The sequence below is a fragment of the Rathayibacter sp. AY1F9 genome (assembly GCF_002932155.1).
Lineage (GTDB): Bacteria > Actinomycetota > Actinomycetes > Actinomycetales > Microbacteriaceae > Rathayibacter.
In genome coordinates this window covers 1-22,342 of record NZ_PSVA01000013.1, presented here as the reverse complement: position 1 = coordinate 22,342, position 22,342 = coordinate 1, and the positions used below count along the sequence as shown (strand labels likewise).

Genomic DNA, 22,342 nt, shown 5'->3' with positions numbered 1-22,342 from the left:
AGGGACCTGGAGCACCGTGACCTACGTGATCGCACTTCCGTGCGTCGATGTCAAAGACCGCGCCTGCATCGACGAGTGCCCGGTCGACTGCATCTACGAAGGCGAGCGCTCGCTCTACATCCACCCGGACGAGTGCGTGGACTGCGGTGCCTGCGAGCCGGTCTGCCCCGTCGAGGCGATCTACTACGAGGACGACCTCCCCGAGGAGTGGTCCGACTACTACAAGGCCAACGTCGAGTTCTTCGACGAGATCGGCTCCCCGGGTGGAGCCGCCAAGGTCGGCGTGATCGCGAAGGACCACCCGGTCATCGCGGCGCTGCCTCCGCAGAGCCACTGAGGCCGCTCCCGTGGCCCTCGGCGCGCTGCCCGACTACCCCTGGGACCTGATGGCGCCCTTCGCCCGCACGGCGGCGGAGCACCCCGGCGGGATCGTCGACCTGTCGATCGGCTCGCCGGTGGACCCGACGCCCGCCCCGATCCGCGACGCGCTCGCCCGCGCGACGGACTCGCACGCGTACCCCACGACCGTGGGCACCCCCGCTCTGCGCGAGGCGATCGCCGCCTGGTACGCGCGGCGGCGCGGAGTCGAGGGCCTCGGGATCGACGAGGTCCTGCCGACGATCGGCTCCAAGGAGCTCGTCGCCTGGCTGCCCTTCCTCCTCGGACTCGGGGAGGGGGACGTGGTCGTGCATCCGCGCGCCGCCTACCCGACGTACGCGATGGGCGCGGCGATCGCCGGCGCCGAGGCGCTCGCCTCCGACGACCCGGCCGAATGGCCCGCGACGACCCGCCTGGTCTGGCTCAACTCTCCCGGCAACCCCGATGGCGCCGTGCTCGACGTGCCCGCCCTGCAGCGCGCCGTCGCGCGTGCCCGTGAGCTGGGGGCCGTGATCGCGGGGGACGAGTGCTACGCCGAGCTCGGCTGGGACGGCCGCTGGGCCGACGAGCCGATCCCGAGCGTCCTCGACCCGCGCGTGGTGGGGGAGGACCGCACCGGGGTCCTCGGCGTCTACTCGCTGAGCAAGCAGTCGAACCTCGCCGGCTACCGCGCCGCCTTCGTCGCCGGGGACGCGGCCCTGATCGCGCGCCTGGTGACCGTCCGCAAGCACGCGGGCATGATCGTGCCCGGTCCGCTGCAGGAGGCGATGATCGTCGCCCTCGCCGACGACGAGCACGTCGCCGCGCAGAAGGAGCGCTACCGTTCCCGCCGCGACCGCCTCCGGCCCGCCCTCGAGTCCGCGGGCTTCCGGATCGACCGCAGCGAGGCCGGCCTCTACCTGTGGGCGACCGAGGGCCGCGCGGCCTGGGAGTCCATCGACCGGCTCGCCCGCCTCGGCGTCCTCGCGGGCCCCGGCGTCTTCTACGGGGAGGGCTTCCCCGAGCACGTGCGCCTCTCGCTGACGGCCTCCGACGAGCGGATCGACGCGGCCGTCGAGCGCCTGTCCGGCGGCCTCTGAGGCGCTCGACCCGGCCGATCCTGGCGGGTTCCGACAAGGACCCGGCCCCAGCGCTGGGCGATGTCACAGTGCCCCCGCTTTGCCCATAGGCTGTATGTGGTTCGGTCGACGGCGCCTCGCGAGGCCCCGGCTGCACCACGATCCAGACCCGGCGCCGCCCGCTCCGCGCGAGCGCTCCCGGGGTGCGACCGCGACGACCTGGGAGGCGTTGTGACCGAATCCGGCACGCAGAGCGACGGAACCGCGACGGTGGGCTCCACGGAGCCCGCGACCGGGAGCGCCACGACGCCGCCTCCCGCGCCGGCGGAGCAGGAGCTCCCCGAGAAGGTCACGCTCACCTTCGGCGACCGCACCGCGGACTTCCCGGTCCTGCGCAGCGTCGACGGCTCCTCGAGCATCGACTTCTCGACCCTGTCGAAGCAGACCGGCTTCATGTCGCTCGACTACGGCTTCGTGAACACGGCGGCGACCAAGTCGCAGATCACCTACATCGACGGCGACCAGGGGATCCTCCGCTACCGCGGCTACCCGATCGAGGAGGTGGCCACCAACGCGACCTACCTCGAGGTGGCCTGGCTCCTCATCTACGGCGAGCTGCCGACGGCCGACGAGCTCGCGGGCTTCGACGAGCGCATCCGCCGCCACACGCTCCTCCACGAGGACCTCAAGCGCTTCTTCGACGCGCTCCCTCACAGCGCGCACCCCATGTCGGTGCTCTCGGCCGGAGTGTCGGCCCTGTCGACGTACTACGAGGACAGCTCCAACCCGAAGGATCCGGAGGCTGTGGAGCTCACCACGATCCGCCTCCTGGCGAAGCTGCCCGTGATGGCGGCGTACGCCCACAAGAAGGCGATCGGCCAGGCGTTCCTTTACCCGGACAACTCGCTGAGCTTCGTCGACAACTTCCTCCGTCTCAACTTCGGAACGATGGCCGAGCAGTACCAGGTCGACCCGGTGCTCTCGAAGGCGCTCGACCGCCTCCTGATCCTCCACGAGGACCACGAGCAGAACGCGTCGACGTCGACCGTCCGCCTCGTCGGCTCGACCGAGGCGAACCTCTACGCCTCCGTCTCGGCAGGCATCAACGCCCTGTTCGGCCCCCTGCACGGCGGAGCGAACGAGGCGGTGCTCACCATGCTCGGCCGGATCCGCGAGTCGGGCGAGAGCGTGTCGACGTTCGTCGAGCGGGTGAAGAGCAAGGAGGAGGGCGTGCGCCTGATGGGCTTCGGCCACCGGGTGTACAAGAACTACGACCCGCGCGCGAAGCTGGTCAAGGAGAGCGCCTCCGAGGTCCTGCAGGCCCTCGGCGTGAAGGACCCGCTGCTCGACATCGCGATGGAGCTCGAGGCCCTCGCTCTCGAGGACGACTACTTCAAGGAGCGGCGCCTCTACCCGAACGTCGACTTCTACACGGGCGTCATCTACAAGGCGATGGGCTTCCCGACCCGGATGTTCACCGTGCTCTTCGCGATCGGCCGCCTGCCCGGCTGGATCGCCCACTGGCGCGAGATGAACACCGACAAGCAGACCAAGATCGGCCGCCCGCAGCAGCTCTACATGGGGTCACCCGAGCGCCACTGGCCGACCGACCGCTGACCGGTCCCCGAGAGCCCGTCCCCGCCGGGGGCGGGCTCTCGCTGTGCAGCGCACCCGCCTCTCGTCAGCCGTCCGAGGCTCGAACCTCTTCTTCGAGGCGGGACGCAGAGCGGCGTGGTCGCCGCGGACTCGATCAGCACGGGTCGTCCCGGGGTGCCGCCTGCTGGGCCCGGCGGCGCCGGACGCCCGTCCTCAGGCGTGCAGGGCGGCGTTCAGCTCGATGCCGGCGCCGGTGCGGGGGAGGACCTCGACAGCTCCGGTGAGTGAGTTGCGGCGGAAGAGCAGGTTCGGCACGCCCGAGAGCTGCACGGCCTTCACGGTCTGCGGGGCGCCGTCGGCGCGCGGCGCTCCGCCGACCACGACGACCTTGGTGCCGGCGGTCACGTAGAGGCCGGCCTCGACGACGGTGTCGTCGCCGAGGGAGATGCCGATGCCCGAGTTCGCACCCAGCAGCGCCCGCGCGCCGATCGAGACGCGCTGCACTCCTCCGCCCGAGAGGGTGCCCATGATGGACGCGCCTCCGCCGATGTCCGAGCCGTCGCCGACCACGACGCCCTGCGAGATGCGCCCCTCGATCATCGAGCTGCCGAGGGTCCCGGCGTTGAAGTTGACGAAGCCCTCGTGCATCACCGTCGTGCCGGGTGCCAGATGCGCCCCGAGGCGGACGCGCGAGGTGTCCGCGATGCGCACCTTCGCGGGGGTGACGTAGTCGGTCAGCCGCGGGAACTTGTCGATCCCGGTGGCCTGGATGCCGTGGCGCCGGAGCGAGGGGCGCAGGCGGGTGAACGACTCCGGCGAGACCGGACCGGCGTTCGTCCACACCACGTTCGGCAGGTGGGCGAAGACGCCGTCGAGGTTCACCTCGTTGGGGCGGACCAGGAGGTGCGAGAGCAGGTGCAGCCGCAGGTAGGCGTCGGACGTGGAGGCGGGCGGCGCCTGCACGTCGATCTGCAGCGTGACCACGTCGATGCGGACCTCGCGGCGCGGATCCTCGCCGGCCTGCTCCTCGAACTCCGCCGGCACGATCCAGGGGTCGCGGCCGGCCGGGATGGTGCCGAGGCGCGGCTCCGGGAACCAGGTGTCGAGGACGGTGCCGTCGGCGGCCACGGTGGCGAGCCCGTATCCCCAGGCGGAGGCGGGCGCGGAGGAGTCTGCGGAGTGCTCGAGGGTCATGCCGATCAGGGTAGCGCGGAGCGTCCGGCCGCTACCCTGGGGCGCATGGCCGATCCGACCACCGCCCCTCCGCTCGATCTGCGCACCGATCCGGTCGCCCTGACGCGGATCCTCTGCGACATCCCGTCCGTCTCGGGCGACGAGCTCGAGATCGCGGACGCGGTGCAGTGGGCGCTCGAGCAGTACGACCACCTCGAGGTCATCCGCGACGGCCACACCGTCGTGGCGCGGACGAACCTCGGCCTCGCCCAGCGCGTCGTGATCGCCGGGCACCTCGACACGGTGCCGGTCAACGGCAACCTGCCCGTCGTCGCCGAGACGATCGACGGCGTCGAGCACCTGGTCGGCCGCGGGACCGTCGACATGAAGGCCGGAGTGGCGGTGCAGCTCGTCCTCGCCGCCGAGCTCTCCGATCCGGCCGTCGACATCACCTGGATGTGGTACGACAACGAGGAGGTCGCAGCGGACCTCAACGGCCTCGGCCGTCTCTCCCGGCACCGCCCCGACCTCTTCTCCGCCGACTTCGCCGTGCTCGGCGAGCCGACCAGCGGAGCAGTGGAGGGCGGCTGCAACGGGACGCTCCGGGTCGACGTGGTCACCCGCGGCGTCCGCGCCCACTCCGCCCGCAGCTGGGTCGGCGAGAACGCGATCCACGCGGCGGCGCCGATCCTCGACCGCCTCGCCGCCTACGTACCGCGCGAGGTCGAGGTCGAGGGCCTCGTGTACCGCGAGGGCGTCAACGCCGTGCGCGTCACCGGCGGGGTCGCGGGCAACGTGATCCCGGACCTCTGCACGGTGCAGGTCAACTACCGCTTCGCCCCCGACCGGTCCGGGGAGGAGGCGCTCGCCCACCTCGAGGAGCTCTTCGAGGGGTTCGAGGTGACGGTGGACGATCTGGCCGAGGGCGCCCGCCCGGGGCTGGACGCACCTCTGGCCCAGGCCTTCCTCGCGGCCGTCGGAGCCGAGGCGAAGCCCAAGTACGGCTGGACCGACGTCGCGCGGTTCTCCGCCATGGGCATCCCGGCTGTCAACTACGGACCGGGCGACCCGCTCCGGGCCCACGCCGACGACGAGCGCGTGGCGGTGCACGAGATCACCGAGTGCACCGAGGGCCTCCGCCGCTGGCTGACCGCGTCCTCGTGAGCGCGACCGCCACGGCCGTCCCCGTCCGCCTCCGCCTGCGCCTGGTCCCGTGGTGGGCGCGCGTCCTCCTGGTGTACATCGCGACCCGCGTGGTCACGACGGTGATCCTGCTGCAGTTCGCCGCGCACCAGCTCGCGAACCCGTGGACCGGACCCTCCCCGTCCTACTCGGCCTTCGCGTCGATGTGGGACGGCCGCTGGTACGAGATCATCGCGGCCACCGGGTATCCCGGCTTCCTGCCGATCACGCAGGACGGCCACGTGGGGGAGAACGCCTGGGCCTTCATGCCGCTCTACCCGGGCGTCGTGAAGGCGCTGATGGCGCTCACCGGCCTCACCTGGGCTCCGGCCGCCGTGACCGTCTCCGTCCTGTGCGGAGCCGGAGCCTGCCTCGTCCTGTACCGCCTCTTCCGGCACTCCCTCGGCGAGTCGCAGTCGCTGACGGCGGTGCTGCTGTTCTGCGTGGCGCCGACCTCGCCGCTGATGCAGCTCGCCTACGCGGAGTCGATGGCGATGCTCCTGACCGCGGTCACGCTCCTCCTCCTGGTGCGGCGGCGCTGGCTCGCGGTCGTGCCCGTCGTGCTGCTGCTGGGCCTGACCCGGCCGAGCGGGCTCGCCTTCGCCGCCGCGCTCGGCCTGTACGTCGTCTACCGGTTCGTCCGGCGCCGCACGGAGCCGTTCCCGCGGTCGGAGTGGCTGCCGGCCGTGGGCCTGACGGCGTGGGGGCTCGTGGTCGGCTTCCTCTGGCCCGCCGTGGCGTGGGCCGTCACCGGGTCGATGACCGCGTACACCGACACCGAGCTGGCGTGGCGTGCGGTCTACATCGGCTACCAGGAGCTGCTCCCGCTGACCCCGTGGTTCCAGGGCGGCGCCTGGTGGGGCTCGTGGTGGTTCGGGGCCCCGGCCGTCGGCGTCGTGCTGGTGGTGCTCCTCCTGGCTGCGTTCGTCGGGATCCTCGCCGCACCGTGGACACGGCGGCTCGATCTCTTCAGCCGGGCCTGGGTCGCCGGGTACGGCGTCTACCTGCTGGCGTTCTTCTTCCCGCAGTCGAGCACCTTCCGGCTGCTGGGCCCGATGTTCCCGCTCGTCGGAGCGCTGGCGGTGCCGCGCTCGCCGGTCTTCCGGGTCGCGCTGGTCCTGCTCGGGATCGGCGGCCAGATCGTCTGGATCTCGATCTGCTGGGCCGTCGCCGGATCGGACTGGACCCCGCCGTGATCGTGCCGCGCGCCCGCCCGGCGCGGTGCTCCTCCCGGGACTCCCGACTCCCGCACGGGTATGCTCGTCGGAATGTCTCCCCTCACGCCAGCCGGTGAGCCGCGACACGCGTCGCCCCTCCTCCGGCCGACCCGCCGGCGAGCCGCGGCGACACCCGCCCGCTCCCCGCTGACGACCCCCTCCGCCTCCTCGACGGACCGCGGGCCGCTCGCGTGAGCGCCACCGCGATCGCGCCGGAGACGGAGGACGCCTCTCCGTCCCGCTCCCGCTGGGGTCTGCTCCGGAGGATCCCGTGGTGGATCCAGGTGCTCCTGGTCTTCGCCGTGTCCCGGGTCGTCACGACCGTGATCATGCTCCGTGTCGGCGCCGTGCGTCAGGGCGTCGAGTGGACGGGACTCCGCGACACCTACGTCCGGTTCGCGACGACGTGGGACGGCGGCTGGTACGAGCGGATCGGGATGACGGGGTACCCGTCGGTCCTGCCGCTCTCGCCGTCCGGAGCCGTGGAGCAGAACCCCTGGGCGTTCATGCCCGTCTACCCGTTCACCGTCCGCGGCCTGATGAACATCACCGGGCTCGACTGGGCGAACGCGGCGGTGCTCGTCGCCCTGGTCTGCAGTGCAGCGGCGTGCCTGGTGATCTACCGGCTGTTCCGCGTCTCGCTCAGCGAGGGCCAGGCGCTGATGGGGATCGTCTTCTTCTGCGTCGCTCCGACGTCCCCGATCCTGCAGATCGGCTACGCGGAGTCCGGCGGCATCCTCCTGACGGCCGTGCTGCTCCTCCTGCTGGTGCGCCGCAAGTGGATCTGGACGTTCCCCGTCGTGCTGGTCGTGGGGCTCCTGCGCCCGAGCGGTCTCGCGATCGCGGCGATGACGGGCCTCTACTTCCTCTACCGCGTCTGGCGGCACGTGCGCGGCACCGAGCCGTTCGCCCGCCGGGAGTTCGCCTTCACGGTCTCCCTCACGGTCTGGTCCCTCGCGGTGGGGTTCGCCTGGCTGCTCATCGCCTGGGCCGTGACCGGCTCCTTCACCGCGTACACCGACACCGAGCTCGCCTGGCGCAGCGTCTTCATCGGCGAGGGCGAGCTCATCCCCTTCACCTCCTGGTTCGCCGGCGGGGGCTGGTGGGGAGGCCTCTGGTTCGGCTCGCCGATCACGGGCATGGGCATCACCGTCGTGGTGGTGCTCGGATTCCTGGCGATCCTGTTCTCGCGGGCCACGCGCAGCCTCGACGTCTTCTCGCGGCTCTGGGTCGGCGGCTACGCGATCTACCTCTTCGCGTTCTTCTACCCGCAGTCGAGCACGTTCCGCATCCTGATGCCGATGTTCCCGCTGGCCGGGGCGCTCGCGGTGCCGCGGTCGACCCTCCTGAGGGTGTTCGTGGTGGCCGCATCGATCGTCGGGCAGATCGTCTGGGTGCTGCTGTGCTGGGTGTTCACCCCGGGCGACTGGTCCCCGCCGTGATCGGCTGACGCCCGACTTCCGGGCGCGGTTCGGAACACCCCCGCGGATGCACGATAATAGGGGGATACGTCACGAAAGGGGAACTCTATGGCGGCCATGAAGCCGAGGACCGGAGACGGACCGATGGAGGCTGTTAAGGAGGGCCGACTCATCGTCGTGCGCGTTCCGCTCGAAGGAGGCGGACGCCTCGTCGTCTCGGTCAACGATGCAGAGGCGAAAGAGCTGCACGACGCGCTCGCGTCGGTGGTGTCTCCCGCCTGATCCGCACCGTCGTGAACGCCCGTCGCACACCGTGCGGCGGGCGTTCCGTCTTTCCTCGGTCGGCCGCGCTCGTCAGGCGCGGCGCTTGTTGGCCTGCAGCAGGCCGTCGCCGATCGGCGAGAGCACGCTGACCACGGCGGGGGAGGCGCAGACCTCGGCCACCAGCGTGCGGAACGCCGTCGCGATCTCGTCGCGCTGCGCGGGGTTGGCCACGCGTCCGCGCCAGAGCGCGTGGGGGACGAGGACCGTCCCGCCCGGACGGACGAGCCGCAGCGCGTGCTCGACGTTCTCGATGACCTGCAGCGGATCGCCGTCGACGAAGACGATGTCGTAGGAGTTCTCGTTCATCCGGGGCAGCACCTCGAGGGCGCGGCCCGGGATGAGCCGCAGCCGGTTGGGCGAGATGCCCGCCTCGTGGAACTGGGCGCGCGCGTGCTGCTGGTGCACGGCCTCGGAGTCGATCGAGGTGAGCATCGCCTCGGGGGCGCCGTCGAGCAGCCACAGGCCGCTCACTCCGGTGCCGGTGCCGATCTCGATGATGGAGGTCGCGCGCGCCGCGGCGGCGACCAGCGCGGCCTGCGCTCCGATCGAGGGGGAGACGGCGTCGATGCCCAGCTCGACCGAGAGCCGGCGGGCCGAGGCGATGGCCTCCGACTCGACGACCGCGTCCTCGGCGTACTTCCAGTTGGCATCCTTGTCGGACACGGGGGCGCTCCTCTGATCGGTGCACCGAGCGGATCGCGCCCGGGCATCGTCAGGGTACGGTGGCGCGCGGGCTCCGCGAGGGAGGCGCGGCGGGTTAGTGTTGTCCTCGTGTTCGGTCTGACGTTCGACAAGCTCCTCATCATCGGGGTCATCGCTGTCTTCGTGCTGGGTCCCGACCGCCTCCCGCACTACGCCGCCCAGCTCGGGCAGCTCGTGCGCAAGGTGCGCGGATTCGCCACGCAGGCCCGGGAGCGCGTCAAGGACGAGATGGGCGACGAGTTCAACGACGTCGACTGGAAGAAGCTCGACCCGCGCCAGTACGATCCCCGCCGCATCATCCGCGACGCCCTGCTCGAGGACGATCCGGCCCCCACCGTGAAGCCGCCCACCGCTGTCGCCGCTCCGGTCGTGCCGGGCGGCACCGGCTCCGCGCAGGACAGCTACTACACGACGATGCAGCGCTCCGTCTCGTCCGGCACGCTCTCGAGCGTCGCGCCGCCGCCGATCGACTCCGAGGCCACCTGAGCCCTGCTCCGCGAGGAGCGTCGGGCGGGCGTCTCGACCGACGCCGCCCGCACGAAGCCGCGCGGAGGCGTCAGCCGACGGCGAGCGGAAGACGACGGCCGGTCAGTCCCCGCGGCCGCGCGGCGAGCGTCGCCGCCAGGGCGTCGATCGCCCGGGCGGCAGGATCCTCCGGATCGCCGACGACGACGGGCACGCCCTCGTCGCCCCCCGCCCGCAGCGCGACGGAGATCGGCAGCGACGCGAGCAGCGGCACCTCGTCGCCCGCCGCGGTGAGCCGACGCGCGACCTCGGCCCCGCCTCCGCTGCCGAAGAGCTCCAGCACCGAGCCGTCGGGCTGCGGAAGCCCCGACATGTTCTCGACCACTCCGACGATGCGCTGACCCGACTGGCGGGCGAGCGCGCCGCTGCGCTCGGCCACGTCGGCGGCCGCCGGCTGCGGCGTGGTGACGATGAGGACCTCCGCATGGGGGAGCAGCTGCCCGATGGAGATCGCCACGTCCCCCGTACCGGGAGGCAGGTCGAGCAGGAGCACGTCGAGGTCGCCGAAGTACACGTCGGTGAGGAACTGGGAGATCGTGCGGTGCAGCATGGGCCCGCGCCAGGAGACGGCCGCCCCCCGGGTGTCGCCCTCGAGGAACATCCCGATCGAGATGACCTTCACGCCGTGCGCCACCGGCGGCAGCATCAGCTCGCCGACGCGGGTGGGTCCCGCGACGCGCCCGTCGTGCATCAGGCCGAGCAGGCCGGGGATGGAGAAGCCGTGCACGTCGGCGTCCACGAGGCCGACCGCGAGCCCCCGCTGGGCGAGGGCGACCGCGAGGTTGGCGGTGACGGTCGACTTGCCGACGCCGCCCTTGCCGCTGGTGACCGCGTACACGCGGGTGAGCGAGTCCGGGCCGAAGGGCATGCTCCGGCGGCCGCCCTGGAGGCGTTCGGTGAGGGCGGTGCGCTGCGCCGGCGTCATGACTCCGACCACGACGTCGACCGCCGTGACTCCGGGAGCCGAGGCCGCGGCCTCGCGTACGTCGCGCTCGATCGCGGAGGCGGCCGGGCAGCCGACGATGGTCAGCCGGATCGCGACGCGGACCGCTCCGTCGACGGCCGCCTCGACCGACTCGAGCATGTCGAGCTCGGTGATGGGCTTCCGGATCTCCGGATCGACGACCCGGGCCAGCGCCGTCCTGATGGCGGTCTCGATGGCGGCGACGTCAGGCATCGCGCCGCTCGGGCTCCTGCGCCCGATCCTTCTCGAGCTCCTCGAGCAGGCCGCGCAGCTCCGAGCGGATGAAGTCCTTGCTCGCCATGTCGCGGATCGCCAGGCGCAGGGCCACGACCTCGCGCGCGAGGTACTCGGTGTCCGCGAGGTTGCGCTCGGCCCGCTGCCGGTCCTGCTCGATCTGGACGCGGTCGCGGTCGTCCTGGCGGTTCTGCGCGAGCAGCAGCAGCGGCGCGGCGTAGGAGGCCTGCAGCGAGAGGATCAGCGTCAGCACCGTGAAGCCGAGGGCCTGCGAGTCGAAGCGCGCGTCCGCGGGCCCGTAGGTGTTGAACATCAGCCAGAAGACGCAGAAGATCGTCATGCCGACCAGGAACCACGGCGTGCCCATGCCGCGGGCGAACGACTCGGTCAGGCGGCCGAAGCGGTCGCTGCTCGGGCGGTTCCGCCGGGAGAGGACGCGGGTGCGCAAGCCCTTCGGAGCGTCCAGGCGCCGGTCCTGCTTGGTGTCCCTAGCCACGCGCGCCCCTCCGTCCCCGTCGTGTCCTGCCTGTCGCCGCGGGTGCCGGCGGCACGAGCGGGACGCCCTGCGTCGCCGTCGTCACCGGCTTCCTCGGTTCGTCGTCGTCGCCGTGGCTGCGCCAGTCGTCGGGGAGGAGGTAGTCGAGGACGTCGTCGATGGTCACGACGCCGACGAGGCGGTGGGACGCGTCGACGACGGGCACCGAGACGAGGTTGTAGCTGGCCAGGATCCGGGCGACCTCGGCCGCCGAGGTCTCGGGCGTGATCGGGTCCATGCTCTGGTCGAGCAGGGTGCCGAGGCGCTCGTGCGGCGGGTAGCGGAGCATCCGCTGGAAGTGCACCATGCCGAGGAAGCGGCCGGTCGGCGGCTCGTAGGGCGGCAGCGTGACGCAGACGGCGGCGCCGAGGGCCGGGGCGAGCTCGTGGCGGCGGATGAGGGCGAGACCCTCGGCGACGGTCGCCTCGGAGGAGACGATGATCGGCTCCGTGGTCATCAGACCGCCGGCGGACTCCGGAGCGTAGGTGAGGAGCATGCGGACGTCGTCCGCCTCCTCGGGCTCCATCAGCTCCAGGAGCGCCTCGCCGCGCTCCTCCGAGAGCTGGGCGATCAGGTCGGCCGCGTCGTCCGGCTGCATCTGGTCGAGGACGTCGGCGGCGCGGTCGTCGTCGAGCCGGCCGAGGATCTCGACCTGCTCGCTCTCGGGCATCTCCTCGAGCACGTCCGCGAGGCGGTCGTCCGAGAGCTCGCCGGCGACCTCGAGCATCCGCTGCTGCGGCAGGTCGAGGAGCGTGCTGGCGAGGTCGGCGGGCTTGAGCTCGGAGAGGCTGGCGACGTACTGCTCGGCGGACTGCGCCTCGGTCGAGACGCTCTCGCGGACCTCGCGCCAGCCGGCGAAGGCGGTCGCGCCCTTGGCGAAGGGGGAGGGGCTGGTCTTGGGCCGGCGGACGAAGAGCTGCGCGAGCTCCCACTCGCCGGGAGCGGCTTCCTCGATCGCGACGTCCTCGACGACCGCGTCACCGGAGCCGTCCACGAAGCTCACCCGGCGGCCGAGGAGCTCGGCGATGACGCGGACCTCGCCGCCCCGCTGCTCGAAGCGGCGCACGTTGATCAGCCCGGTGGTGATGATCTGGCCGCTGCCGATGCTGGTGACCCGGCCGATCGACACGAAGACCCGACGGCGCCCGGGGATCTCGACCACCAGGCCGACCACCCGCGGGGCGTCGTTCTGCCGGTAGACCAGGAGCACGTCGCGGACCTTGCCGACGCGATCGCCGGCCGGGTCGAAGACACTGCATCCGGCCAAGCGCGCGACGAAGACTCTGGCGGAACTCACGGCTACAAACCTAGTCCCGTGCAGCCGGGCGGACGCCGAGCGTTCCCGGCTCGCCCTCGGCCGGTTCTCCGAATCCGTTCAGAGACCTTCAAGTGGCCTGTGCGATTCTGTCCGGGTGACTCAGCAGACGCCGTTCAGCGGCCGAGGGCCGGCCTTCCCCACGATCCCGCGCGGGGAGATCCTCGCCACGTTCGACACGTACCAGGAGGCGCAGGCCGCCGTCGACGTGCTCGCCCGCGCCGACTTCCCGGTGCGCCAGCTCGCCATCATCGGCAACGAGCTCAAGAGCGTCGAGCGGGTGACCGGCAAGCTCACCTGGGGCCGCGTCGCCCTCGCCGGAGCGGCCTCCGGCGCATGGCTCGGTGTCTTCCTGGGCCTCCTGCTCATCATCTTCTCGCCGACGACGGAGTTCTCCTTCCTCATCGCGGCGGTCCTCCTCGGCGCCGGCTTCGGGATGCTCTTCGGGCTCGCCTCCTACGCCGTGAACCGCCGCCGTCGCGACTTCACCTCGACCATGCAGGTGATCGCGACAAGCTACTCCGTGCTCGTGGACCCCGAGGTGGTCAACCGCGCGCGCAACCTGCTCGACGGCGGCACCTCCCCGGCGGAGGCGCCGCAGACGGCCTGGGCTCCGCCGCCCGCCGCGGTCGGCGACCCGCAGCCGCAGCCCGTCCGCCCCGAGGACGACCCGCGCTGACGATCCTCCACGAAGGCCCCCGGTCCGCCGGGGGCCTTCGTCATTCCGGGGGCGGGGCGGCTCAGGCGGAGCCGACGGGCGGGAGGACGATGTCGACCGCGAGACCCCGGGGGGAGCGGTTGACCAGGGCGACCGTCCCGCCGGCCGAGAGCACGGTGGTGTGCACCAGGGCCAGCCCCAGACCGCTGCCGCCGGAGGCGAGGGTCCGGGAGTCGTCCGGGCGGGAGAAGCGGTCGAAGGCGACCGGGATGAAGGCGTCGGGCATCCCCGGTCCGTCGTCCGAGACGCTGAGCATCAGGCGCCCGTCCGACTGCGAGAGGGAGGCGACGATCATGCCGCCGCCGTTCATCGCCTGGATCGCGTTCCTCACGAGGTTGTCGATCACCCGGCCGAAGTCCTGGGACGCGACCGCGTAGAGCCGCACCGGCTCGCGCTCGTCGATCTCGTAGTCGATCTCCACCCCCGACTCCGAGGCGAGCAGGCGGGTGCGGTCGACGGCGCCCACCAGCTCGTCGACGAGCTCGGCGAAGGGAGCGGTCGGGCGGACGGTGCGGCTCTCGATGCGCGAGATGTCGAGGAGGGCGGATGCGAGGCGCACGAGCCGGTCGACGCTCTTCTGCGCGTCGAGGATGACCCGGTCGACCGCGACCGGGTCGTCGACGCGGTGGTGGGCGATCTCGAGCTGGGCGGAGAGCGCGGCGAGGGGAGTGCGGAGCTCGTGGCTCGCATCCGACACCATCTGCTTCTCCCGGGCCAGCGACGCGGTCTGCTTGGTCAGGAACGCGTTCAGCGTCACCGCGAGCTCGTCGATCTCGTCGCGCGTGCCGACGACCGGGAGCTGGTCGCCCTGCCCGGGCTCGGCGGCGATCTGATCCGCGCGCGCCCGCATCCGGCGCACCGGGGCGAGGGCCGCGCCCGTCAGGATCCACGAGGCGAGCCCGAACGTGACGACGAGGAAGATCGCGGCGTAGACGAGCACGTGGGCGAAGTCGTCGAGGACGAGCTGCGACGCGGCCTGATCGCGGGCGGAGGCGACCTGCCAGACGCCGCGATCGCTCTCGATGGCCGTGAAGCGGACCAGGTAGCTGCCGTTCGCCGTCGTCACGTCGGCGTACCGGGGCGAGGTGTCGGCCGGCTCCTCCGCCAGAGCGCTGAGCACCTCGCCGCTCAGGCGCGAGGGCATGGTCGAGGTGCTGACGCTCCCGTCGGGCGCGAGAGCGAGGAACAGCTGGCCCGTCGACGAGCCCTGCGTGCGCGGGACGTTGCCCGCCGAGATGTCGCGGCGCACCTCGTCCTCGATCGACATCAGGATCGTCCGCTCGCTGCGGTCGACGATGCCGGTGACCACCTGGTAGAAGAGCAGCGCCGCGAGCGCGAAGAGGGCGGTCGCCACAGCGACCGTTCCCACGGTGATCCTCGCGCGGATCGAGAGCGCGCCGACCCGGCGGCGTGCCGTGCTCATCCGCGACACGGGCTATTCGACCGGGCGGAGGAAGTAGCCCTTGCCGCGGACGGTCACGATGCTGACGCCCGTGTCCTCGGTCGGGAGCTTCTTGCGCAGGTAGCTGACGTACTGGTCGACGATGTTGTTGTCGACGATCTCGCCGCCGCCCCAGATCTCGGAGAGGATCCGCTGGCGGGTCACGACGGAGCCGACGGGAGTGATGAGGAGCTTGAGGAGCTCGAGCTCCTTCGGGCTGACGTGGATGCGCGAGCCGTCGGCGGTGCGCCGGATGCTCGATCCGTCCACGGTGATGCGTCCGACGTCGATCGAGGTGGACATCAGCGACGGGCTGCGGCGCAGGAGGGCCCGGAGGCGCGCGTTGAGCTCGGTGAACGCGAACGGCTTGGTCAGGTAGTCGTCCGCTCCGGCGTCGAGGCCGAAGACGCGGTCCTCGATCGCGTCCCGCGCGGTCAGCAGCATGATCGGCGTGGGCCGGCCGAGCTCGCGGATCCGGCGGCAGATCTCGAAGCCCGACATCGCCGGGAGCATGACGTCCACGATGGCGGCCGAGAACTCGGCGTTGCTGAACGCGACGAGCGCGTCGATGCCGTTCGTGGTCAGCACGGCCTCGTAGCCGGCGTCTTCGAGGCCGCCGACGAGGGCCTCACCCATGGCTGGATCGTCTTCGACGACAAGGATCTTCACGCGCTCACCCTACGGCCCGGCTCCCAGGAGGACGCACTGGGCGGGCCGTGTGTCGATCGGATGCGGGATCGACCCATCCGATCGGCGCTGGGCGACGAATGAGGAGCAACAGACCGCCCCGGGGGCGTGGCGGGAGAGGCGCGATCAGTGGCGCATTTCTACTCTTCTCTCCCCGTCGGCCCGATGATCCTGTTCGCGAAGTTCACCTCTACCGTCACCCGAAGGCGGCACAAAATGCTCGATATTCTTTCCATCTGGGCGCGTCTCGCGCTGTCGGTCCTCCTGTGGATCGTCCTTCTTCCCGTCATGCTCGTCCTGCTGCCGTTCCGCACGGGCAGGAGCGCCTCGCTCCCCGCCCTGCGACCGGTGCCGGTTCCCGCACCGACGGTGGCGATCGACACCCGGAGCACCAGCGGCGCGTACTAGGCCCACTTCCCGGTCGTTCCGGGCTCGACGCCCCGCTCCCATGAGCTCCGGCGTCGTCCGCCCACCGATCCCCGACGCCCGAACAGCCGTGCCTCTCTCCGCCAGGAGGGGGCGCTTCTGTTCGTCGTTCCCCGGGTCGATCCCGACTGACCGACAGATGTCGATTTCGGCTCCTCTCGATCGCGAGCCGCGTCAAGCCCTTCGCAGAATCTCAGGGACTGGCAATACAGTGCTCGCACATGGTTCACCGATCGGAAGTAACACGGATGCTCCGCGCCACGCTCGACACCGCTGGGATCCAGCTCGATTCGACCACGGGATCCCCCGTGCGCCCCGACACCCCGGTCTCGGTGGTCGCGTCGGCGCCTCAGAGCCTGATCTCGCGGATGCTCGGACGCCGCCGCTGCGAAGCCTGCGGAGCGGCCTCGGCCCGTCGCCGCGACGGCTTCTGCTCGGCCGACTGCGCCGGCACCTTCCACCTCTACGAGTGAGCCCGACCGGCCGAGTGCCGGTGGTGAACGTTCCGAAGGCCCGTGATCGACGATCGCGGGCCTTCGTGCTGTCTCGGGAGTGTCGGAGCGCCGGGTGAGGAGCGGGACGGTCGGACTCGGTCGCCCACCGGGTGACGCCGCTCGGTCCGTGATGGAGGGGTGCGCCTCGAGGGGCGTCGAGCACCGGAGCTGAGCGCCCGTGTGCGAGGAAGGAGAGCGGAGGACCGCGGATGTGCCCCCAGTAGGATTCGAACCTACGCCCCTGCCTCCGGAGGGCGAATGCGGCCCGCGGAATAGCACGACCACCGGTCCCGGGCCGCGTCATTCCGGTGATCCACGGTCACCGCGATCTGCTCCGATCACGTCAGGTTGCGCTGAAGTGTGGGCAGAATGTGGGCACTGCCTCAGGATCCGTCGAACCAGCCCTTGCCGCGGCCTTTCCTCTGCGAGAGGCGCTCGACGCCGAGAGCGTCACGCAGCTCTCGTGACAGGGCGTCCGCGTCGTGCTTCCGGCCGTGGTGCCGCAGGTAGGCGATCGCCCGTTCACCGACGGCCACCGCTGAGTCGAGCTGCCGCTGCAGACGATCCTCGACTGTCTCGCGCTTCGAACCGTCCGGCTCGTAGCCGCACCAGTCCCGCAACTGCGCAATCATCGGCTGCGTCTCCTCGCGGTACTCCTCGCGATACCGTTCCGCTGGGATCCGGACAAACTCGCCCGGTTGGATCAGCGACTCGACCGTGTCGCCCTGAGCGCACTTCTCGAGGGCCTCTGCCTCCATCTGCGCCGCACTCGCAAGCACCTTGGACGGCCGAGCCCGGGCCACCGCTTGGGCCATGCGATAGACGCCATCGATCGAGATGTGCAGGCCATCCTCGTCGCGATAGTGGGGCAGCCCGTCGACGATGCCGGCAGCAGCTACGCCCGTGATCCGCTCGAACTCCGCCTCGTCGCGGATGACTCCGACAGGGCTGCGCTCCTCGGCAACGTGAGTCGGGACGCCTTCCATGGCGATCGCGAGAGTGAGGTTCTCGGTGGAGGACGTGCGACGTACCCAGATCGAGTCCTCGAGCCTCTCCCGCTCGAGGAACGCGTCAACCTCGGACCATGGCGCGAGCAATTTCCGACGTGTCACCCATCGCTGCAGGCCCTCGAACCGATCGTCGAGGAGTTCGATCTTCACCTTCGGGGTGTCGGCGTTGGTGCCGATGGACAAGATCCGTGCCTCAACTGGGCTCTTCTTCGGGGTCTCTCTGTAGGCCCAGGCCTCGCCGCGTTGCATGCCACTAGTCCAGCACGCCCGCGGTGCCCTCGGTTGACCCGACGACTCGATGACAGGACCTCGTTCGCCCATCGACGTTCGACCAGCGGTGCGTTAACGTGGCGCCCATGGAACGGACGATCGTGTGGGGCATCCTCGCAATCGTCGGGGTGCTGTTCACGTGTCTAGGATCTGCGGCCCTTGTTCAGGTCCTGGGGGCCGTACTGGCGGCGTGGGCGCTGACGGCGCTTGCTCTTGCTGCTGGTACTCGCGCACGGTCTCCTCGATGATCTCTTGAAGCTGATCGTCCGCGATGCCCGTACTGCCCAAGGTGACGAAGAGGGCGATTAGGCCGATGAGCACACTCAGCCAGGTCGCGGCAGCCTGACTCTGAGGTCCCTCGAACCACTGTCCGAAGCTCTGGCGAGCCTTCTCGACCGCTGGCGCGGCGCCCGGAAGCTGTGAGAGCAGTTCGGCCTGCAGCTCAGCCGCGACCGCTGCAGGCTCCTCGCCGCGTTGCGTCGCCCGTCGTGCTTGCTCAAGTGACTTCCGCAGACGGCGGAACTGAGACTCGCCGAGCATGGTCGCCGGAACGGCGATCAACTTCCCTGATGGTGAGGCCGTGTAGCGAGCATCGAGGATGGTTGCCCGTTGCGAACAGCCTGGCACCGGGCAAGTCTGGGAGCTGGTGATGATCGTCTCACCGGAGGTCCAGGGCCCCATTTCTCCGAAGACTGTTGCCGGGACGGAGCCGTGGACGGGACAGTGCGCCAGAGGGAACGACATTCCGTGATCGTATGGGCGCGAGCCCGCCCTAGTCGAGTGGTGTGCGCCTCTGTGACGCGTTGGCACATCTGCCCGTCCGGGAGTGCCTCGACGGCGTGAAAGGCCGGGAGCGTCTAGATCACCGGCTCTCCGGCTACCCGTCGTCGCGCTGGTGGTCCCGCCACGTTTCGATCGAGTAGCGGTCGGGGCCAGCGTCGTCGCGCCGAGCGCTTGCGACTGCGGCTTCTGCGGCCTCACGCGTAGCGAAGATGCCGACGACGTCGGGCCCTGTCGTCCACAGGCGGGTGACGGTGACGAGGTGATGCGCGGCGGTGGTCATGCGTCCAGGGTGACGCGACGTCGCGACGGTCGGAGCGCCGGGCGCGAAACGGACCGCGGTGGCGCGCCTGTCCGCCCTCTTGCACCCTGTGGGGCTCCTTGGGTCCGGGAGTGCTCAGGCGGCGTGAAAGACCGTCACCGGGTCGGTCACCGGCTCCTGGCGTGCGTTGTAGTTCATGGCGCCCGGACGGCACGGGTTCGCGACGATCTTGCGGCGCGGCCACTCCGTCAGGACGTCCTCGTCGATCTCCACGCGGTGCGCGCCGTAGCGCCGGCAGGGCATCCCTTCTCGCATCCAGTTCTGGATCGTCGTCCGGGTTCGCTTCACCCGTCGAGCAGCTCCACGGACCGAGTACGCGGTCACGCTGCACGCTCCCCGAAGCGCGACGCCCGCTGATTCCCGAGCTTCGTGCGCAGCCACAGCGTCAGATCGTCCTCCCGTATCCGCACGTCGTACTCCGAGAGGCGCTCGTGCGGGAGACCCTCACGGAGCCACCGCTGGACCGTGACGCGATCGCGCTTGATGCGCCTCGCCGCCTGGCGGACGTTGAACACAGAAGAAGCCTCGATCATGCAGTCAGTCTGCACGATCGAGGCCCCCCTCTGAAGGACTGCTACCCAGTAGGACCTTACCAGCGGCCTCGCGACGCGTCCGAGTCCCGGCGCTCGTTGCTGCTGCCGATCCGCCGGTCGGAGACATCCGCCATGCGCGCCTCGTGGTACTCAGCAGTCCACGGGTTCTGCACGTAGATCGCAGGCGGAGTGGCCGACTGCTGCGCGAGCTGCATCTGCAGTGACGCGGCCAGGTGCCGGTTCAGGAGTCCCGTGTCGACGACGCTCTCTGCGCGGCCGGCTTCAGCGACGCGGACCAGGGTGCCGCCTTCGCGGGGATTGATCGTCGCGCCGTCGGCGAGCTCCGGGATGCCCGGGATCGAGATGTCGAGGCCGATCGCGGAGAGGCCGGAGAGTGCCGAGTTGATGCCGCTGATGCCCGAGTTCACGAAGCTGATGGCGGAGTTCACGAAGTCCCGCACGTTCGCCATCCCGTCGCCGACCATGCCTGCGAAGCCGTCGACGATGTCGCGGACGGTCTGCCCGAACTGCTGCCCGGAGTCGAACGCGAACTGCATGAAGTCCCCGAACGGCCCGCCCACGGACTTGATGAAGCCCTGCAGATCGTTGAACGCGGTCGGGTCTCCGAGGACCTTCAGGAGCGCCGTCCACATGCCGATCCCGAACTCGACAACGTCGAGGAGGAAGTCGAGGACCGGCTTCAGCTCGGAGACCGCGCGGATGACGTCGACGATCACGGGGACCGCGGCGATGAACAGGTCGACGAGCTTGGGCAGGAGCTCCGAGATGAGCGGCAGGAGGGCGGGAACGAGATCGCGGAGGATCTGCTCCAGCGCCGGACCGAGGACCGGGAGGAGGCGCTCGAGCTCCGTCAGGATCGTCGTGAACAGCGGCGCAAAAAGGGTGAGCACCTCGCCCAGCAGCGGACCGACGTTAGAGGCGAGCTCGCCGCCGAAGGATAGGAACGAGCCGAGGGCCTCCGCAACAGCGGGGAGCGCGGGGCCGATGCCGTCGATGCCGGCGAGCAGACCGTCGAAGAACTCCGTCAGGCCGGTCGTGAAGACGGGGGCCGAGAGCGCTTCTGCGACTTCCGAGAACAGTCCGCCGATGCCGGCGCCAACGCCGCCCATGATGTCGGCGAGGATCGGCGCGAGGACGCCGAAGAAGGACCCGATCGGGCCGAGGGCCGTCGCGAGACCGGTGGCACCCTCTGCCGCGCCGCCGAACAAGGTGCTCAGCGCCTCCTGAGCGCCCGAGGATGCGACGGCCTCCGCGATGCCCGCCAGGCCGCTTGCGAGGGTCGCCAGGCCGCCGCCGCCGGCTGCCTGCGCGGCGTCAGCGATCGAGGAGATGATCGACCCGGCCGAGAACAGGACCGAGCCGAGCTCCTGCGCGGCCGTGATGCCGCCGTCGATCCAGCCCTTCAGACTCCCGTCCGCGGCGGCCGCGCCGACGAACTCGCCGAATCGGGTGGTGAGATCCGAGATCCACTGCGCGAGGCGCGGGAGGTAGTCGGAGCCGACGAGGCCCAGATCCACGAGGGCCGAGGTGAAAGCTCCCGTGCCGCCCGAGGCGATCGCGATGCTCTCGTTCAGCCGCCCGAACAGCTGCTCAAGGGCGGCGCCAGAGAGGGCGGACTGGAAGCCCTGCGCGAGCGAGGCGGTCCAGGATCCGAGAGCCGAGGCGGTGCCTTCGAGGCCGTCCCGGATGCCGGGGAAGATCGAGTCGGAGAGCTCGCGGAGAGGCTGCGCGGCCTGGTCCCAGAACCCGTCGCCGATGACGTCGCCGAGGCCCTTCCATCGGTCGATGACGTCGCCGAGCCGGTCGCCCATCTGCGACAGCGCGACCGCGAGGACAGCGACGGAGACGCCGGCGCCGACGATGAGGGCGGGCGCGAGGGCCGACACCGCGAGGATGGACGACAGGCTCGCTGCGAGCGTCGCGAGACCCCCGCCCGCGGAGATGCCCACAGCGGCGAGAGACGCGATCGACGACGCGACGGCCGCGAGCTTCGGGAGCGCGCGGTCCAGGTTCGCCAGGCGCTCCCCGACGCCCTTGAACAGGTCAGCGCCGAGACGAGCGCCGGACAGCGCAGCGAGAGCGGTCCCGACCTTCGCCAGGGATCCGGGCGCGATCGAAGCGGTGATCGGCACCGTCCGGGGCCGCGTCACGGCGGCGAGGCGCGCCGAGGCGATCCCCGCGTCGACGTCAGCGTTCAGCGCGATTGACTCGCCGTTCCACCGGTCCTGCAGACGCTTCAGGCTGCGCTCGAAACCGTCGGTGTCCGCGTCGACCTTGATTGATCCGGACACGGTCTTCTCGACCCGGCGCAGCGTCGCGAGGAGGTCATCGCGGAACTTCGTCGCATCCGGGAGGACACGGATCGTGACCCGCCCGACGGACTTGCCGCCGACGCCCGGCATCAGCTGTCACCACCCTGCGAGAGGTCGCGCTCGAGGCGCAGAAGCGTCGCCTGCTCGTGAGAGCCCTCCTGCACCTCCGACGCGAGAAGCGTCGGCACGTACTCGTACAGCGTCTCCACCATCGCCACGGTCACGTCGAGGAAAACCTGCGTCGCCTCCGTCGTGTCGAGCTCGTAGCGGTGAACGACGTCGAGCACGACCGCTCGCTGCTCCTCGCGGGTCATCACTCGAGCGAGCAGCGCGTGGTACGCCTCGTTCGTCGCGGCGATCAGATCAGGGTGGTCGGCAGCACGGTTCGGCAAAGCATCGCTCCTCGTTGTGGGTACAGCAGATCGAGCCCAGAGAGGGTCTCGAAGATCAGGTCGGCGCCCCGATCGAGGAGCGGCAAGCTCGTGACGCCGACACCCCAATTCTACCGTTGAGGGCCCTCTCAGAACCTGCTCGAAACAGGGTCGAAAGAGGCCAATTCTCGCGCGTAATTCGTCACCTTGACGAGGGCAAAACCCGCGGAATTACGGGGCAGAAGGCCCAGGAGACCCCCTGAGAAAAAAACCCCCCAGACTCCTGCGCACCGCGTCCAGCAGGACGCGAAGCGGGCTCCCGTGACCCCCCGC

General features: G+C 70.7%; 25 protein-coding genes. 11 read left to right on the top strand and 14 right to left on the bottom strand.

Annotated elements, in window-relative coordinates:
* Positions 1-16: 16 nt before the first annotated feature.
* From fdxA to C5C37_RS09960, 3 genes are all read left to right on the top strand, one after another.
* Positions 17-337 (top strand): ferredoxin, encoded by a 321-nt coding sequence (gene fdxA, locus C5C37_RS09970; RefSeq protein ID WP_104222984.1) that lies wholly within the window; start codon positions 17-19, stop codon positions 335-337.
* A 10-nt stretch (positions 338-347) separates the two neighbouring features.
* Positions 348-1,457 (top strand): succinyldiaminopimelate transaminase, encoded by a 1,110-nt coding sequence (gene dapC / locus C5C37_RS09965; RefSeq protein ID WP_104246606.1) that lies wholly within the window; start codon positions 348-350, stop codon positions 1,455-1,457.
* A gap of 210 nt (positions 1,458-1,667) precedes the next feature.
* A complete protein-coding gene (locus C5C37_RS09960) occupies positions 1,668-3,053 on the top strand; it encodes a citrate synthase (RefSeq protein WP_258063160.1) in 1,386 nt (461 codons plus the stop codon).
* Between the two features lie 192 nt (positions 3,054-3,245).
* Here the strand turns inward: C5C37_RS09960 and dapD are convergent, their stop codons facing one another.
* On the bottom strand, positions 3,246-4,226 hold the full coding sequence (gene dapD, locus C5C37_RS09955; protein WP_104246605.1) for a 2,3,4,5-tetrahydropyridine-2,6-dicarboxylate N-succinyltransferase: 981 nt from the start codon (positions 4,224-4,226) through the stop codon (positions 3,246-3,248).
* 45 nt (positions 4,227-4,271) lie between these two features.
* Here dapD and dapE point away from each other — a divergent pair, with 45 nt between their 5' ends.
* From dapE to C5C37_RS09935, 4 genes are all read left to right on the top strand, one after another.
* Complete coding sequence (gene dapE / locus C5C37_RS09950; RefSeq protein WP_104272627.1) at positions 4,272-5,369, top strand: succinyl-diaminopimelate desuccinylase; 1,098 nt, start codon at positions 4,272-4,274, stop codon at positions 5,367-5,369.
* On the top strand, positions 5,366-6,583 hold the full coding sequence (locus tag C5C37_RS09945; protein ID WP_258065743.1) for a hypothetical protein: 1,218 nt from the start codon (positions 5,366-5,368) through the stop codon (positions 6,581-6,583). The genes dapE and C5C37_RS09945 overlap by 4 nt, the downstream gene beginning before the upstream one ends.
* Before the next feature lie 212 nt (positions 6,584-6,795).
* A complete protein-coding gene (locus tag C5C37_RS09940; RefSeq protein WP_104222988.1) occupies positions 6,796-8,046 on the top strand; it encodes a hypothetical protein in 1,251 nt (416 codons plus the stop codon).
* 87 nt (positions 8,047-8,133) lie between these two features.
* Positions 8,134-8,307, top strand: coding sequence for a DUF3117 domain-containing protein (locus C5C37_RS09935; protein ID WP_068208299.1), 174 nt, complete (start codon positions 8,134-8,136; stop codon positions 8,305-8,307).
* Between the two features lie 72 nt (positions 8,308-8,379).
* On the opposite strand, the gene C5C37_RS09930 is transcribed toward C5C37_RS09935, so the two are convergent.
* Complete coding sequence (locus C5C37_RS09930; RefSeq protein WP_104222989.1) at positions 8,380-9,012, bottom strand: O-methyltransferase; 633 nt, start codon at positions 9,010-9,012, stop codon at positions 8,380-8,382.
* A 108-nt stretch (positions 9,013-9,120) separates the two neighbouring features.
* Here C5C37_RS09930 and C5C37_RS09925 point away from each other — a divergent pair, with 108 nt between their 5' ends.
* Positions 9,121-9,537, top strand: a complete 417-nt coding sequence (locus tag C5C37_RS09925) for a twin-arginine translocase TatA/TatE family subunit (protein ID WP_146076468.1) — start codon at positions 9,121-9,123, stop codon at positions 9,535-9,537.
* A gap of 70 nt (positions 9,538-9,607) precedes the next feature.
* Here C5C37_RS09925 and C5C37_RS09920 read toward each other — a convergent pair whose 3' ends face one another.
* Genes C5C37_RS09920 through C5C37_RS09910 form a run of 3 tightly spaced genes read right to left on the bottom strand, consistent with a single transcriptional unit; the run spans position 9,608 to position 12,606 of the window.
* Entirely contained in the window at positions 9,608-10,753 is a 1,146-nt protein-coding gene (locus C5C37_RS09920) for an Mrp/NBP35 family ATP-binding protein (RefSeq protein ID WP_104338882.1), read from the bottom strand.
* Complete coding sequence (locus C5C37_RS09915) at positions 10,746-11,270, bottom strand: DUF1003 domain-containing protein (protein WP_104222991.1); 525 nt, start codon at positions 11,268-11,270, stop codon at positions 10,746-10,748. The genes C5C37_RS09920 and C5C37_RS09915 overlap by 8 nt, the downstream gene beginning before the upstream one ends.
* Complete coding sequence (locus tag C5C37_RS09910) at positions 11,263-12,606, bottom strand: magnesium transporter MgtE N-terminal domain-containing protein (RefSeq protein ID WP_104225554.1); 1,344 nt, start codon at positions 12,604-12,606, stop codon at positions 11,263-11,265. The genes C5C37_RS09915 and C5C37_RS09910 overlap by 8 nt, the downstream gene beginning before the upstream one ends.
* Before the next feature lie 115 nt (positions 12,607-12,721).
* Here C5C37_RS09910 and C5C37_RS09905 point away from each other — a divergent pair, with 115 nt between their 5' ends.
* Positions 12,722-13,303, top strand: a complete 582-nt coding sequence (locus tag C5C37_RS09905; protein ID WP_258063423.1) for a general stress protein — start codon at positions 12,722-12,724, stop codon at positions 13,301-13,303.
* A 61-nt stretch (positions 13,304-13,364) separates the two neighbouring features.
* Here C5C37_RS09905 and C5C37_RS09900 read toward each other — a convergent pair whose 3' ends face one another.
* On the bottom strand, positions 13,365-14,765 hold the full coding sequence (locus tag C5C37_RS09900) for a cell wall metabolism sensor histidine kinase WalK (protein ID WP_146078762.1): 1,401 nt from the start codon (positions 14,763-14,765) through the stop codon (positions 13,365-13,367).
* A 12-nt stretch (positions 14,766-14,777) separates the two neighbouring features.
* Positions 14,778-15,452 carry a response regulator transcription factor gene (locus tag C5C37_RS09895; RefSeq protein WP_258059273.1) on the bottom strand — a complete coding sequence of 225 codons (675 nt, stop codon included), beginning with the start codon at positions 15,450-15,452 and terminating at the stop codon, positions 14,778-14,780.
* Between the two features lie 183 nt (positions 15,453-15,635).
* Here C5C37_RS09895 and C5C37_RS09890 point away from each other — a divergent pair, with 183 nt between their 5' ends.
* Positions 15,636-15,878: a hypothetical protein gene (locus C5C37_RS09890; RefSeq protein ID WP_146085217.1), complete on the top strand. Its 243-nt coding sequence runs from the start codon at positions 15,636-15,638 to the stop codon at positions 15,876-15,878.
* Between the two features lie 239 nt (positions 15,879-16,117).
* Positions 16,118-16,369 (top strand): hypothetical protein, encoded by a 252-nt coding sequence (locus C5C37_RS09885; RefSeq protein WP_146085216.1) that lies wholly within the window; start codon positions 16,118-16,120, stop codon positions 16,367-16,369.
* Between the two features lie 404 nt (positions 16,370-16,773).
* On the opposite strand, the gene C5C37_RS09880 is transcribed toward C5C37_RS09885, so the two are convergent.
* The 7 genes from C5C37_RS09880 to C5C37_RS09855 all read right to left on the bottom strand — a co-directional run bounded on the left by C5C37_RS09880 (position 16,774) and on the right by C5C37_RS09855 (position 22,030).
* Entirely contained in the window at positions 16,774-17,583 is an 810-nt protein-coding gene (locus C5C37_RS09880) for a hypothetical protein (protein WP_146085215.1), read from the bottom strand.
* Positions 17,584-17,805: 222 nt separating this feature from the next.
* Complete coding sequence (locus C5C37_RS09875) at positions 17,806-18,414, bottom strand: hypothetical protein (protein WP_146085214.1); 609 nt, start codon at positions 18,412-18,414, stop codon at positions 17,806-17,808.
* Positions 18,415-18,547: 133 nt separating this feature from the next.
* The gene (locus C5C37_RS09870; protein ID WP_104338878.1) at positions 18,548-18,733 is read right to left on the bottom strand and encodes a hypothetical protein; all 186 of its coding nucleotides are present in this window, start codon (positions 18,731-18,733) and stop codon (positions 18,548-18,550) included.
* Between the two features lie 114 nt (positions 18,734-18,847).
* Positions 18,848-19,060: a hypothetical protein gene (locus C5C37_RS17155; RefSeq protein ID WP_146085213.1), complete on the bottom strand. Its 213-nt coding sequence runs from the start codon at positions 19,058-19,060 to the stop codon at positions 18,848-18,850.
* A gap of 32 nt (positions 19,061-19,092) precedes the next feature.
* The gene (locus C5C37_RS09865; protein ID WP_146085212.1) at positions 19,093-19,305 is read right to left on the bottom strand and encodes a hypothetical protein; all 213 of its coding nucleotides are present in this window, start codon (positions 19,303-19,305) and stop codon (positions 19,093-19,095) included.
* Between the two features lie 56 nt (positions 19,306-19,361).
* Complete coding sequence (locus tag C5C37_RS09860; protein WP_104338876.1) at positions 19,362-21,728, bottom strand: hypothetical protein; 2,367 nt, start codon at positions 21,726-21,728, stop codon at positions 19,362-19,364.
* On the bottom strand, positions 21,728-22,030 hold the full coding sequence (locus C5C37_RS09855) for a hypothetical protein (RefSeq protein ID WP_104338875.1): 303 nt from the start codon (positions 22,028-22,030) through the stop codon (positions 21,728-21,730). The genes C5C37_RS09860 and C5C37_RS09855 overlap by 1 nt, the downstream gene beginning before the upstream one ends.
* Between the last annotated feature and the right edge of the window lie 312 nt (positions 22,031-22,342).